This window comes from Bacillus sp. SD127 (genome assembly GCF_058566445.1).
The window spans coordinates 3645080-3658800 of record NZ_CP191226.1 but is presented as its reverse complement, the minus strand read 5'-3'; the positions used below and the strand labels follow the sequence as shown (position 1 = coordinate 3658800).

The window sequence follows — 13721 nt, the reverse complement described above, 5'->3', positions numbered from 1 at the left end:
GTTGTAGAGTAGGCCCTAAAAAAAATCCTGAGCCTAAACATTCATGTATGTGCTGCTGCTGCGTAAGGGGAGTAAGAGGGCCGCAGGGACCACGCGGATTACGCGGTATTCCAGGCAGTATTGGAGCCACAGGACCACCAGGGCCGGCCGGAGCAACAGGAGTCACGGGAGCCACCGGAGCAATAGGAGTCACGGGAGCCACAGGAGACGCCGGACCAGCCGGAGCCACCGGAGCGACGGGAGCTACAGGGGACGCCGGACCAGCCGGAGCCACGGGAGCAACGGGAGCTACAGGAGACGCCGGACCAGCTGGAGCAACGGGAGCCACCGGAGCAACGGGAGCCACAGGAGCAACCGGGGACGCCGGACCAGCCGGAGCCACCGGAGCCACAGGAGACGCCGGACCAGCCGGAGCCACCGGAGCCACCGGAGCGACGGGAGCCACCGGAGCAACGGGAGCCACAGGAGCAACCGGGGACGCCGGACCAGCCGGAGCCACCGGAGCCACAGGGGACACCGGACCAGCCGGAGCAACGGGAGCCACAGGAGACGCCGGACCAGCCGGAGTCACGGGAGCGACGGGAGCCACGGGAGCAACCGGGGACGCCGGACCAGCCGGAGCCACGGGAGCCACAGGGGACACCGGACCAGCCGGAGCCACGGGAGCCACAGGGGACACCGGACCAGCCGGAGCCACGGGAGCCACAGGAGACGCCGGACCAGCCGGAGCAACGGGAGCGACGGGAGCCACAGGAGACGCCGGACCAGCCGGAGCCACAGGAGCCACCGGAGCAACGGGAGCAACGGGAGCCACGGGAGCCACAGGAGACGCCGGACCAGCCGGAGTCACGGGAGCGACGGGAGCCACGGGAGCCACAGGCACAGGAGCAGCTGGGTTATCCGAATACGGGTATATTTATAACTTAAGCGCTCAAACGGTAGCTATAGAGGCTGATGTCATTTTTGATTCAACAGGGATAACCACCCCTGGAATTACACATGCCCCCGGAACTTCTCAAATTGCAATTACCACTCCGGGAGACTATGAGGTCACTTTTTCTGTTTCGGGAGTAGAGCCTAACCAATTCACACTATTTTTAAATGGTGCGCCGATTACGAATACAGTCTACGGTTCAGGTGCAGGTACTCAGCAAAACAACGGTCAGGCTATTATAGCCATAGCAGCCGGCGATGTTCTAACTCTTCGAAATCATACGTCCGCTGCCGCAGTGACTCTCCAGACTTTGGCAGGAGGCACACAACCTAACGTAAACGCTTCAATTGTAATTAAAAAATTAGATTAACAATTAGCACTGTGTCATGAACAAACAAAAAGTACTCTATTGATCTTACTAGTACTTATATTTCAGCAGTGCTTTTTTTGACCTATTTATGTGATCATACAAACGCTCCAAGTTCTTTTTATCTCAGATATTTATTTTGTATGGGATAACTGGGATAGGATGTGTAAAACAAAAAAACGATATCGAACAAATGAGCAGACATCCTTTTCTTTTAATCGGTTAAACGATTCTTCGGAAGGTTTACAGCATCTAGAGAATTAACGAAGAAACAATTACAAACAGTCGTTATTTAATGGGGCATACTATGAAGAATATGAGGATTCGGGGCAGCTAAAGGTTTTGGTTATGCCATAACCAAGATAGGATCGTGATGTTAACCATTTAGCATCGATAAAGCCAGCTCAAAAGTTAGGGTTTGATGAACAGGTGAAGTATTCTATCTACGCAAAAAATAAGATCATATCAAATTGGCATACAAGGTGACTGTTTAGCTTCTCCGATATACAAAAACCTTCCGAGTTGGAAGGCAATTATTAAAATGCAATTTTGATCTTTTGTGAATCACTGATCTTCTTATGGTTTTGGTCAAAAACGTCACTTGTTGTGATTTCAATCCATTTGATCTCTTTTTTCTTCTTCTCAGCTGATGGTTCATCATGAGCATGTCCGCTTGCTGCGTTTACAATAAAGCCGAGATTGCCGGATTTTTCGGCGCCGCCTTCTAATTCACCATTCAACTCTTCGAGGTACATATCTTTATTCCAATCAAAGGTTTCACCTGTATTTGTTTTCATCAATGCAATCGGGGCAAAATTTACTTTCTCGGAAGAAGTGTTTTTGATATCAACGAAAACTTTAACGAAATCAAACTCTTCATCGTGTGTTAATACATGAAAATAATCAATCATGCTGTAATCCGGACGTAAGTGGATCAGCTTCATTTCTTTTACTGTTAACTCTACGTTTCCAATCTTATAAGTTTGATTGACTTGTTTGATATCTTTTAAGACGGCTTCTCCTTTGTCATCAGAAAACGTTTGATTTACCTTCAGCAATGACCGGTCATCTGTTACCTGTGCATTAGGCTGATACTCATCTATACTGTCCTTTTGAGACGAAGTGCTTTGCGGTGTGGCTTTAGCTGTTTGCTCTCCAGCTGTATTTTGTTTTTCAAAATCGGCGTTTGATGAACAGCCCGCAAGCATGACGATAAAAAATAAAATCGATAGAATCTTTTTCATCATGAGACCTCCATTAAGAAAAGAGCCCGTTCCTTATACAAGCAACGGGACACCTTGTATTCTCCTACTTATCTTTAATCTTAATGTTGTATTGTAAAGCGTCGAAAACATTTTTGGCGATTTCAGTATTATCGATTTGGCCGGAAAACTTCTCACTGGACGGTCCGTACGCATAGACAGGAACATCCTCGCCGGTATGTCCGCCTGTTGTCCATCCTGTGTGGGAGCGTTTATTGAAAATCTCCTCAATCGCATTATCGATATCAAGGACTTCCTTCGATTTTGCCGCTTTTTCAACAGATTGAATTTCAGATGCTGTTAAAGCTAATTTCTTTTGATCAATATACGTTTTTAATGTTTTTTCAACATCTGCGCCGCCGGCGATTTTTTCTGCCATAAAGTCAGGCGTGCGTTTTGCCGCTTTAATTGGCTCACTGAACCAGTTGTAAATGCCGTCCGCACCGATGGAGTACCCGCCGGTTGAGTGGTCAGCCGTTGCGACAACCAATGTATGCTTGTCTTTTTTAGCGAAATCGATCGCTGCCTTGTAGGCTTGTTCAAAGTCTTCCATCTCACTCATGGCGCCGACAATATCATTGTCATGCCCCGCCCAGTCAATCTGGCTTCCTTCAACCATGAGGAAGAAACCGTCTTTGTCCTTGCTTAATTTTTTGAGAGCTGTGTTTGTCATGTCTTTTAATGAAGGAATATCCTTCGTGCGGTCGATCTTTTTAGGCAGGCCGCCGTCAGCGAATAGGCCGAGAACTTGGCTGTCCTTGTTTTTCAGCATGTCCTTGCGGTTATCCACATAGCTGTATCCCGCTTTTTTGAATTCCTTTACCAAATTACGGTCCTTGCGGTCAAAATTGCTTTTTCCACCGCCTAGAAGGACATCGATTTTGTGCTTGCCGTTCACCATTTCATCAAAATAGTCGTCTGCAATAGAATTCATGTTTTTCCGGCTGTGATCATGTGAGCCGAAAGAAGCCGGAGTGGCGTGAGTAATCTCTGAAGTGGCGACAAGGCCGGTCGATTTTCCTTTTTCTTTTGCCGCTTCAAGAACTGTTTTGACCTCTGAACCGTCATTATCCACTGCAATTGCATTATTATATGTTTTAACCCCAGCTGACATAGCCGTTGCGGCAGAAGCAGAATCCGTTACATTTTGTTCAGGATCTTCAGGGTAAGTAGTCTGCTGGCCGACAAGGTATTGGTCAAAAGCTGTAGGCTCAACAACCTTTGTCTTTTTATTATCCTTTAAGTAACGATGAGCGGACGTATAAGACACACCCATCCCATCACCGATCAGGACGATGACATTCTTAATTTCGTTTTGATTCCCCTTTTTCTTTTCCTGGGCGCTGGCTTCAGGCACGCTGCCGCTGACTAGGCTGCTGAACGCAATAGATGATAACACCGCAATAGGCAGCAGCTTCTTCGGGAATTTTTTCAACTGAATAACCTCCTAAAAATATGATCCTCAATGACAAACCCATTATATTTTTAAAGTGTTAAGCTAGTATTAATCGATTTTAAAGATTGAATTTACAAGATTACAAGGAAATGAAAAGGCAGTGCCGAAAGTAAATATGATGTGCAAATCTGACCGGCTAGTGATTATGTATGTGACTAGAAGATGTCAATCAATCCCTTGATATAGAACTCAAAAAGAAATCGAGTTTGCTAGAGGTAATATTTCTTACTGAGGGGATATTAAAGGAAAACATGTGACCGGCAATGCACCCGAAGAAGAGAATAGATGTTGAGGTGACAGTATGGAAATAAACGATGTGCTATACGGCAGGCATCAAATAGACGGAGTACTGGAAGAACTCATAAAAAGCTCACCCGTGCAAAGATTAAAAGGGGTTTATCAAGGCGGCGCCAGCTTTTTAGTCAATCCAAAGTGGAATGTGACCCGGTATGAGCACTCCATTGGCGTTATGCTTCTAATCAAAAGGCTGGGGGGAACCATAGAAGAGCAGATCGCGGGTCTTCTCCACGATGTGTCGCACACAGCATTTTCTCATGTAATCGATTTTGTATTTGAAAATGAAGCGGAAGATTATCATGAAAACATTTTTCAACAAGTCATTGGCCAGTCCGAGATCCCTGGAATTCTAAAAAAACACGGTTATGATGCCGACGATCTTTTATTAAATGATACAAGATGGACACTGCTCGAACAGCCCGCACCGGAGCTGTGTGCTGATCGCATAGACTACACGCTGCGTGACATGTATCAATATGGACAGATCACGCTCCGCGAAGCAGAAATCTTTTTAGATCGCCTCATTGTGAGAAACGGAAGGGTGTTTCCAGATAGTATCGGAACAGCCGAATGGTTCGTGCGAGTGTATTACAAGGAAGTAATCGATTTCTTTATGCACCCAGTGAATGTATATGGATATGAATACTTAACGCGAACGCTGAAGGCTGCGCTGCAGCACAATGTCATCGCTGCCGAAGATTTGCTGAAAACAGACCAAGAGGTGTTAGACATCCTGCATTCATCAGAAAATGAAGAAGTACGGAGACTGCTTGAAAAAATACATCCTCACATACAAGTAAAAGAGGATGACATTCATTACGATTTTCATCGAAAAAAGAAAATGCGTCTCATCGACCCTTCTGTTTTCCATCATAATGAATGGATCACATCCTCATCAGTATCTGAAAACATCAGAAAAATGGGAGAGACCGCTTATCAGAAAGCAAAAAAAGGCGTGTATATCAAAGTAATCGAAAACTAACCGAAGCCGCGCAACCGCGGCTTTTATCCACCGCGTTTTATTCTGCGGATCACGGGGAATAGGACAAACAGCAGCATATTTTATGAGAATATCAGCGCATTTACATACCGTTCGGGGGTACAGTATTATTGAAAAGATCATGTATGACAGGCAGATGTGGTTCACACCAAAAAATGAAGCAAAGGAGAATGAACATGAAGATTTCGAAAAAGGCACTTGGAATTTTATTGATGTCACTTATTTTTGTTTTATCAGCATGCGGCAATAGCGATAGCAAAAAAGAAAGCACTCATGAAAGTCATTCGGACTCCGGCTCACACGAAGAAATGGATCATTCCGGATCTGCTGAAGTTCCAGAGGGATTAACGGAATCGAAACATCCTAAATATAAGATAGGCAGCCAGGTCATCATCAATGCTTCTCATATGAAAGGTATGAAGGGCGCCGAAGCAACAGTTACAGGCGCATACGATACTACGGCATATGTTGTTTCTTATACACCGACAACCGGAGGACAGCGAGTTGATCATCACAAATGGGTGATCCAAGAAGAGATAAAAGATGCAGGAGATAAACCCCTCAACCCCGGAGATCAGGCGATCTTAGAGGCCTCTCACATGAAAGGCATGAAGGGAGCAACTGCTGAAATCGACTCTGCAGAAAAAACAACGGTATACATGGTGGACTATACATCGAAAACAAGCGGAGAAAAAGTGAAAAACCACAAATGGGTCACCGAAGATGAGCTTTCAGCTAAATAATAAAAAATCCTCCTTTTACAAGGAGGATTTTTTTGCTGTCTGAACAGGTCTTGTTAAAGAAATTAGAGCAAACAGGACAGCGATGATCACAATCGACCCGCCGCACCATGCTGTTGACACCACAGTACCCGTCTGATCCAAAACAACACCGCCAATGGCTGAGCCAAGGGCAATTCCGACTTGGAGGGCCGACGTGTTAAAGCTTTGCTGAATGTCAGACGAATCAGGTGCAATTTCAATTAAATAGCTTTGCTGAGCCGGGGCGAGGCTCCAGCTCAGAAGACCCCAAATCACCATAACAGGCAAAAAGAAAATCATAGACGATGTAGACAGCGGCAGTAAGAACATAATGATGGCAAAGGAACCGGTCACCAGCAAAATGCTCTTAAAGGAACCAAGCCGGTCAGATAGCGCTCCTCCGAAAGGACCTCCGCATACAGCAGATATCCCGAAAAGGAAATAACAAATGCTGACCCAGAAAGAGCTCAGGTGAAGAGTCTCTTCTAAAAACGGCGCAAAGTAAGCGTAAAGCGTGTAATGGCCAGCTAATGTAAACATCGTGACGAGGTGTGAACTCGCGATTTTCAGATTACCGACTGTCTTGAGTTGTTCCCGGAAAGGAATCATTTTCTCCGCTGGTATTCTTTCAAAGAAGATTGAAATAATCAGCATGGAGATCAGCGCCAACAGGCCGATGCCAAGGAACAAAATGCGCCATCCGAAGGAATCGCTGATCAATATGCCAAGCGGCACACCTAATGCGATGGCAGAACTGAATCCCATAAAAATGATGCCGATTGCGCGGGCTCTGTATTCAGGCGCCACAATTTTCGGCGCAATTGTCAAGGAAAGGACCACAATCAGTCCTGTGCTCATCGCCGCCAATACCCTTGATACCATCAGCATCGCAAAGTTAGGGCTGAAATAGGCGACAAGGTTACTTAAAAAGAAAACAAATAACGCAATTAAATATAAACGCTTCCGTTCAACCCTCGCGGTCATTGCCAAAAGCAGCGGCCCTGAAACAGCATATCCCAGCGCAAACACACTGATCAGCTGTCCGGCCGAAACAATGGAAATGTGTAAATCATTTGCGATTTGAGGAAGAATCCCACCCACAATTAACTCAACCAATCCGACTGCAATCGTAGAAGCTGCAAGCAGAAAAACTTTAAAATTCATAACAAACTCCTTTACATAAATTTTTTGACAAATAAAAAAATCCTGATTACAAAAAAAGTGATACACAATTTTTGTAATCAGGATTTTACGGTTCCTGGTAGACACCCTCAATCCATATTATTGAGGTTATACAAGTAAAAATAGCTATTGAATTGATTTAGTTTCCGAGGATGAGTTTAACATATTGTGAGCGAATCTTCCATAGAAAAATTTGATAAATAGTTGAATCGAAAAATATGAATATATTTATTTTTATAAAAGTATAGACAATTAAAATTAAATGACTATAATAAATTTTGTAAGCGTTTTAAATATAAGAGGGGGGTCATCCATTGAAGAAAATTTTACTGGCGTGCAGTTCGGGAATGTCCACCAGTTTGTTGGTGACAAAAATGAAAGAATACGCGCAATCCATCGGAGAGGAAGCGGAGATCTGGGCAGTCGGCCAGGATAAAGCGAAAGAAGATATGCAAAAGGCAGATGCGGTTTTAATCGGCCCGCAAATGAGCTTTCTGAAAAGCGAACTGCAAAAAGAAGCCGACCAATACAACATTCGGGTTGAGGTCATTGACATGATGGCTTACGGAATGGCTGATGGCAAAAAAGCTTATGAACAGGCTTTGTCATTAATGGGGCAACAATGATGGAGCAGATAAAAATCACCGATTTAACAGACGAACAAATCAGCTTTCAGCTTATTCTCCACAGCGGCAATGCCCGCAGCTGCATCATTCAATCACTGCGTGCCTACAAGGAAGGAAACAGGGGGGAGGCAGATGCCCTTATTGCCCAGGCTGAGGATGCTCTATCTGCAGCCCATGACATTCACTTTCAAATGATACAGAAAGAATCAAGCGGCGAGGCAGCCAATTTCTCATTGCTGCTTATGCACGCGGAAGATCATCTGATGTCAACATTGACCATGAAAGAATTGGTAAAAGAGCTGCTTGGCATCTTTAAAACAAAGAATATATAAAAATCGGGGTGGATAGGGTGTTCGAGAAAATCAGCCAATTCCTTGTTCCAATTGCAGGGAGGTTAAATAATAACCGTTATTTGCAGGTGTTGCGCGATGCGTTTATGCTGGCCTTCCCGCTTACGATATTCGGGTCCATTTTTGTGGTGTTAACGAACCTGCCGTTTTTAAATAAAATCATGAATGCTTCAATGCTCACATCGTTTCAGTCCAATTTTGGCATTGCGTCTACGGCGACCATGGGGATTATGTCTGTCTTCGTCGTGTTTGGTATAGGCTATTATCTCTCAAAAAGCTATCAGGTTGAAGCTGTGTTTGGCGGTGCGATCGCTTTGGTTTCCTTTTTGCTGCTGACGCCTTTTATCGTTCAGCCGGAAACAGGAGATGCCATAACCGGAGTCATTCCGGTAGACCGCCTCGGTGCCAAAGGAATGTTTCTGGGTATGATCACGGCATTTCTTTCTGGTGAAATCTACAGAAGAATCGTTCAGAAAAATCTGACGATCAAAATGCCTGCCGGGGTTCCGCCGGCTGTAGCAAAATCATTTGCCGCACTTATTCCGGCTTTTATCACACTGACTGTGTTTTTGCTGATTAACGTTCTGGTCACCCAGCTTTTCAAAACCAACATGCATGATGTCATTTATCATGCGATTCAGGCTCCGCTTGTCGGACTTGGAAGCGGTATCATTCCGACGCTGATTGCTGTATTTTTTATTCAAATTCTTTGGTTTTTCGGATTGCATGGGCAAATCATTATCAACTCTGTGATGGACCCGATTTGGAATACACTTCAGGTGGAAAACCTGGCAGCCTACACAGCGGGGAAAGAAGTGCCGCACATCATCTCAAAACCGTTTATGGAGATTTATACAGTGGGGATGGGCGGAACCGGGATGACGCTGGCGATTGTATTTACGATTCTTATATTCATGAAAAGCAGGCAGATGAAGCAAGTATCAAAACTCGGCCTTGCTCCAGGGATTTTTAACGTAAACGAACCGATTATCTTCGGACTGCCGATTGTGATGAATCCAATCATTATCGTGCCTTGGGTGCTGGCACCGATGGTTGTTACGCTCGTCACCTATCTGGCCATGTCAGCAGGGCTCGTTCCGCCGCCGACCGGTGTGACGGTGCCGTGGACGGTTCCATTATTCATTAATGGCATTATGGCGACGAACTCAATCATGGGTGGCGTCATGCAGCTTGTTAATCTATTAATTGTCTTCGTGATATGGTTTCCGTTCCTAAAAGCAATGGATAAATTAAATCTCGCAAAAGAAAAGGAACAGGCTGTTCAGGAAACAGCAAAGCAAAATGATAACAGCATCAAAATGTGACAGAAGGAGAGAGAGAACTTGACTCAAACAGAACAGTATCGTTTTCCAAAAGATTTTTGGTGGGGATCATCCGCTTCAGCGACACAAACGGAGGGTGCCTCCGATCGAGACGGAAAAGGGAAGAATATTTGGGATTACTGGTTTGAAAAAGAGCCTCATCGCTTTTTTGATCATGTAGGGCCTGCATCCACATCGCAATTTTACGATAACTATAAAGAGGATATCAGGCTGATGAAGGAGCTTGGCCACAACTCGTTCCGTATGTCGATTTCATGGTCACGTTTAATACCGGGCGGAACAGGCGAGATCAACCCTAAAGCAGCGGACTTTTATAACAGCGTCATTGATGAGTTCATAGCTAATGGAATTGAACCCTTTGTCAATTTGTTTCATTTCGATATGCCGATGGAACTTCAAAACATCGGCGGCTGGGCAAACAGAGAAACGGTGGATGCTTATGAAAACTATGCGGGAACGTGCTTTCGTTTGTTTGGCGATCGCGTGAAAAAATGGTTCACGCATAACGAGCCGATCGTACCGGTAGAAGGCGGATATTTATATGATTTTCATTATCCGAACAAGGTAGATTTTAAAGAAGCCGTTCAAGTCGGGTTTCACACCATGTTATCGAGCGCCCGGGCCATTCGGACTTACAGAGAGATGAAGCAGGATGGAAAAATCGGCATCATCTTAAATTTAACCCCATCCTATCCGAGAAGCAGCCACCCGGCGGATGTAAAAGCGGGTGAAATAGCAGATGCGTTCTTTAACCGATCTTTTTTAGACCCTTCTGTAAAAGGCGAGTTTCCAAAAGAACTCATAGACATTTTAAAAACTGAAGGCTTTATGCCTGAATATGAGAAAGAGGATCTTGAGATCATTAAACAGCATACGGTTGACTTATTAGGTGTGAATTATTATCAGCCGAGACGTGTAAAAGCCAAAGAGCACCTGCCAAATCCGGATGCGCCGTTTTTGCCTGACAGGTATTTCGATCCTTACGTCATGCCGGGCCGCAAAATGAATCCCCACCGAGGCTGGGAGATTTACGAAAAAGGCGTTTATGATATCCTGATCAATTTAAAAGAAAATTACGGGAATATCGAGTGCTTTATTTCTGAAAACGGCATGGGGGTTGAAGGGGAAGAGCGTTTCAGAGACGAGCAGGGTATGATTCAAGATGACTATCGAATTGAATTTATCAAAGAGCACTTAAAATGGATTCACCGCGCTATACAGGAAGGTTCAAACGTAAAAGGCTATCACTTATGGACGTTTATGGACAATTGGTCATGGACAAACGCTTATAAAAACCGATACGGATTTGTTTCAGTCAATCTGAAGAAAGACGGAGAAAGAACCGTCAAAAAGAGCGGAAAATGGTTCAAAAAGCTTGCTGAGAAAAATGTTTTTTAGGTTGCTATAGCTAAAAGGTCTTCCGGCGGTCAAAATTTCTAACAGAAACAACAAATAGCCATAACGTTGATGAAACAGGGAAAAGAACTTATGATATCCGTAAAGAAGTTTATTCGATATCAAAATTTTTACTTTTACAGCTGCCGGAGGATACCAATGAATAAATACGAAATCATTGCAAATGAAATGAGAAAACGAATCAAAAATAATGTATATCCCATCGATCAGCCGATTCCCGATGAAGTATCTCTTGCAAAAGAGTTCAATTCAAGCCGCATGACGATGAAAAGAGCTCTAGATAATTTAGTTGCTGAAGGACTGTTATTCAGAAAACGCGGTCACGGAACCTTTATCATCCAATCTGCGATACAGGATGAACATGTCCATGTCGTCAGCAATGAAATCCTCGGACTGACCAATTTGTTAAAAGACAAAAAAATCAAAAGCAAGGTCATTCAGTTCGAGGTGCAATTTCCCACTGAGGAAGTGGCTGCCCATTTATCAATTGATCAGAAAACGCCGGTTTATTATGTTGTACGGCTGCGGATTGTGGAAGGCGAGCCATATGTATTGGAAAAAACATATATGCCGACACACTTAATACCCGGCATTAATGATGAGGTGCTGCACCACTCTATTTATGAACACATTACAAACGGGCTTCAGCTAAAGATTGCCGGAACGCACCGGAAAATCAGAGCCTGTAAATCTGATGAGATGGATCAGCAGCATCTGGGCTGCAAACAGGATGATCCCATTCTTGAAGTTGAGCACGTGGGCTTTTTAGATATCGGTATTCCATTTGAATATTCCTTTTCACGTCATCGGCATGACAAATTTGTCGTCACTTCGGTAAATGTAAGGCGCTGATCGCGGAGATAACAAGGAGGCCATCTGCATGCTTGGCGGTATTGAAGCAGGCGGCACAAAATTTGTATGTGCCGTCGGAACAGAAGATGGAACGATCATTGACAGAATAGAGATACCAACAGCGATGCCGGATGAAACGATAGAGAAAGTCATTCAATATTTTCGCCAATTCTCGCTACAGGCAATCGGCATCGGCTCCTTTGGTCCCGTTGATTTAGATGTAAACAGTAAAACATATGGAACCATTACTGCCACGCCTAAACCAGGCTGGAGGCACTATCCATTCTTGAAAACAATAAAAGAAGAAATGAATATTCCTGTCGGATTCAGTACGGATGTAAACGCTGCGGCGCTCGGTGAATCTCTTTTCGGCGCAGCTAAAGACTTCGACAGCTGCTTATATATCACGGTCGGCACTGGCATTGGTGCAGGCGCGATTATAGAAGGGCGGCTTCTGCAAGGATTGTCACATCCTGAAATGGGCCATATCTATATTCGCCGCCATCCGGATGACACGTATCAAGGAAAGTGCCCTTATCATAAGGATTGCTTCGAGGGTCTGGCTTCCGGTCCTGCTATAGAGTCACGATGGGGAAAAAAGGCCGCAGATTTATCACATGTTAATGAGGTCTGGGAACTTGAAGGATATTACATTGCGCAGGCGCTGGCACAATATATCCTCATCCTGGCACCAAAAAAAATGATTCTTGGCGGCGGCGTCATGAATCAGAGTCAGCTGTTCCCTTATATATATCAATATGTACCTAAAATAATGAAAAGCTACTTTAATTTTTCCGAATTATCAGAAAGTATAAATGAGTTTATTGTAGCTCCCCATTTAGGCAGAAATGCCGGAATCATCGGAACGTTTGTTTTAGCCGATCAGGCATTAAAAGCAGAAGAAGCATCCGGGGAGGTTCCATCATGAAGCATCCTTTATTTTTAGAGCCGATTTTTAAAGAAAGGATATGGGGCGGCACAGCGCTTCGTGATAGATTCGGCTATAGCATCCCTTCAGAAAAAACTGGTGAATGCTGGGCTGTCTCGGCCCATGCCAATGGATCATCGACTGTTCAAAATGGCCGGTTGGCAGGAAAAACACTAGATCAAGTGTGGAAAGAATGCCCGGAGTTTTTCGGCTTTCCGCAAAGAAGCGTGTTTCCGTTACTGGTGAAAGTACTCGATGCCAACATGGACCTCTCCGTACAAGTGCATCCTGATGATCATTATGCCATGGTGCACGAAAACGGAGACCTCGGAAAAACAGAGTGCTGGTATATTATTGATTGCCAAGAAGGCGCGGAACTAATTTTGGGACATCACGCAAGCACGAAGGAAGAATTCAAACAGCTTATAGAAAGCGGTGATTGGAACGGACTGCTTAGGCGCATCAACATAAAGCCAGGAGATTTCTTTTATGTTCCAAGCGGCACGCTGCATGCATTGTGTGAGGGCACCCTCGTCCTTGAAATTCAGCAAAATTCTGATACCACATATCGAGTATACGATTATGATCGCTGTAATGACCATGGCCAAAAAAGGGATCTCCATATAGAAAAAGCTATGGAAGTCGTAAACATACCGCATGCGGATTCTGAACCAATACCGGCGGTGAAAGAAATGAAGGATGCCGTGATTACGTCTTATGTTCAGTCAGATTATTTCTCAGTTTACAAATGGAATGTCAGCGGCAAGCCGGTTTTTCCTTCTCCTCAAACCTATTTGCTATGCAGTGTTGTCGAAGGCTCAGGGATAATAGAAAACAACGGTGTGCAGTATGAATGCAATAAAGGCTCACACTTTATTTTGCCTGCCCATTTTGGCGAGTTTTCAATAGAAGGAACTTGCGAGCTGGTCATATCTCATCCTTAATAA

At 44.5% G+C, this 13721-nt stretch carries 13 protein-coding genes and 1 riboswitch; of the genes, 10 read left to right on the top strand and 3 right to left on the bottom strand.

The features are described 5' to 3' along the window. Nucleotides 1-47: 47 nt before the first annotated feature. The gene (locus tag ACQVGS_RS19010) at nucleotides 48-1304 is read left to right on the top strand and encodes a collagen-like protein (protein WP_491830384.1); all 1257 of its coding nucleotides are present in this window, start codon (nucleotides 48-50) and stop codon (nucleotides 1302-1304) included. Nucleotides 1305-1837: 533 nt separating this feature from the next. On the opposite strand, the gene ACQVGS_RS19005 is transcribed toward ACQVGS_RS19010, so the two are convergent. Both ACQVGS_RS19005 and ACQVGS_RS19000 read right to left on the bottom strand, forming a co-directional pair. Next, the gene (locus tag ACQVGS_RS19005) at nucleotides 1838-2545 is read right to left on the bottom strand and encodes a membrane lipoprotein lipid attachment site-containing protein (protein WP_316961258.1); all 708 of its coding nucleotides are present in this window, start codon (nucleotides 2543-2545) and stop codon (nucleotides 1838-1840) included. A gap of 64 nt (nucleotides 2546-2609) precedes the next feature. Continuing rightward, nucleotides 2610-3998 carry an alkaline phosphatase family protein gene (locus ACQVGS_RS19000; RefSeq protein ID WP_095714196.1) on the bottom strand — a complete coding sequence of 463 codons (1389 nt, stop codon included), beginning with the start codon at nucleotides 3996-3998 and terminating at the stop codon, nucleotides 2610-2612. A 322-nt stretch (nucleotides 3999-4320) separates the two neighbouring features. On the opposite strand from ACQVGS_RS19000, the gene ACQVGS_RS18995 reads away from it, so the two are divergent. After that, nucleotides 4321-5298, top strand: a complete 978-nt coding sequence (locus ACQVGS_RS18995; protein WP_106020845.1) for an HD domain-containing protein — start codon at nucleotides 4321-4323, stop codon at nucleotides 5296-5298. A 143-nt stretch (nucleotides 5299-5441) separates the two neighbouring features. Further along, nucleotides 5442-6059 (top strand): YdhK family protein, encoded by a 618-nt coding sequence (locus ACQVGS_RS18990; RefSeq protein ID WP_101861420.1) that lies wholly within the window; start codon nucleotides 5442-5444, stop codon nucleotides 6057-6059. A gap of 15 nt (nucleotides 6060-6074) precedes the next feature. Here the strand turns inward: ACQVGS_RS18990 and pbuE are convergent, their stop codons facing one another. Continuing rightward, nucleotides 6075-7241: a purine transporter PbuE gene (pbuE, locus tag ACQVGS_RS18985; RefSeq protein WP_151174784.1), complete on the bottom strand. Its 1167-nt coding sequence runs from the start codon at nucleotides 7239-7241 to the stop codon at nucleotides 6075-6077. Between the two features lie 54 nt (nucleotides 7242-7295). After that, nucleotides 7296-7395: riboswitch (purine riboswitch) on the bottom strand. A gap of 178 nt (nucleotides 7396-7573) precedes the next feature. Here pbuE and ACQVGS_RS18980 point away from each other — a divergent pair. From ACQVGS_RS18980 to manA, 7 genes are all read left to right on the top strand, one after another. Beyond that, nucleotides 7574-7885, top strand: coding sequence for a PTS sugar transporter subunit IIB (locus ACQVGS_RS18980; RefSeq protein WP_024120394.1), 312 nt, complete (start codon nucleotides 7574-7576; stop codon nucleotides 7883-7885). Next, nucleotides 7885-8217, top strand: coding sequence for a PTS sugar transporter subunit IIA (locus tag ACQVGS_RS18975; protein WP_024120395.1), 333 nt, complete (start codon nucleotides 7885-7887; stop codon nucleotides 8215-8217). Before ACQVGS_RS18980 ends, ACQVGS_RS18975 begins: the two co-directional genes overlap by 1 nt. Before the next feature lie 17 nt (nucleotides 8218-8234). Further along, nucleotides 8235-9560 carry a PTS cellobiose transporter subunit IIC gene (gene celB, locus ACQVGS_RS18970; protein ID WP_106020841.1) on the top strand — a complete coding sequence of 442 codons (1326 nt, stop codon included), beginning with the start codon at nucleotides 8235-8237 and terminating at the stop codon, nucleotides 9558-9560. Between the two features lie 18 nt (nucleotides 9561-9578). After that, nucleotides 9579-10976, top strand: coding sequence for a glycoside hydrolase family 1 protein (locus ACQVGS_RS18965; protein ID WP_106020839.1), 1398 nt, complete (start codon nucleotides 9579-9581; stop codon nucleotides 10974-10976). Between the two features lie 156 nt (nucleotides 10977-11132). Then, a complete protein-coding gene (gene gmuR / locus ACQVGS_RS18960; protein ID WP_106020837.1) occupies nucleotides 11133-11846 on the top strand; it encodes a transcriptional regulator GmuR in 714 nt (237 codons plus the stop codon). Between the two features lie 28 nt (nucleotides 11847-11874). Further along, nucleotides 11875-12774, top strand: a complete 900-nt coding sequence (locus ACQVGS_RS18955; protein WP_491830379.1) for an ROK family protein — start codon at nucleotides 11875-11877, stop codon at nucleotides 12772-12774. Continuing rightward, on the top strand, nucleotides 12771-13718 hold the full coding sequence (manA, locus tag ACQVGS_RS18950) for a mannose-6-phosphate isomerase, class I (RefSeq protein WP_106020835.1): 948 nt from the start codon (nucleotides 12771-12773) through the stop codon (nucleotides 13716-13718). Before ACQVGS_RS18955 ends, manA begins: the two co-directional genes overlap by 4 nt. Nucleotides 13719-13721 lie beyond the last annotated feature (3 nt).

Excerpts from the sequence above, each read along its gene's own strand:
- ACQVGS_RS19010 (WP_491830384.1), top strand. The coding sequence starts at position 48 with ATGTGCTGCTGCTGCGTAAGGGGAGTAAGAGGGCCGCAGGGACCACGC.
- ACQVGS_RS19005 (WP_316961258.1), bottom strand. The coding sequence starts at position 2,545 with ATGAAAAAGATTCTATCGATTTTATTTTTTATCGTCATGCTTGCGGGC.
- ACQVGS_RS18995 (WP_106020845.1), top strand. The coding sequence starts at position 4,321 with ATGGAAATAAACGATGTGCTATACGGCAGGCATCAAATAGACGGAGTA.
- ACQVGS_RS18990 (WP_101861420.1), top strand. The coding sequence starts at position 5,442 with ATGACAGGCAGATGTGGTTCACACCAAAAAATGAAGCAAAGGAGAATG.
- pbuE (WP_151174784.1), bottom strand. The coding sequence starts at position 7,241 with ATGAATTTTAAAGTTTTTCTGCTTGCAGCTTCTACGATTGCAGTCGGA.
- ACQVGS_RS18975 (WP_024120395.1), top strand. The coding sequence starts at position 7,885 with ATGGAGCAGATAAAAATCACCGATTTAACAGACGAACAAATCAGCTTT.
- gmuR (WP_106020837.1), top strand. The coding sequence starts at position 11,133 with ATGAATAAATACGAAATCATTGCAAATGAAATGAGAAAACGAATCAAA.
- ACQVGS_RS18955 (WP_491830379.1), top strand. The coding sequence starts at position 11,875 with ATGCTTGGCGGTATTGAAGCAGGCGGCACAAAATTTGTATGTGCCGTC.
- manA (WP_106020835.1), top strand. The coding sequence starts at position 12,771 with ATGAAGCATCCTTTATTTTTAGAGCCGATTTTTAAAGAAAGGATATGG.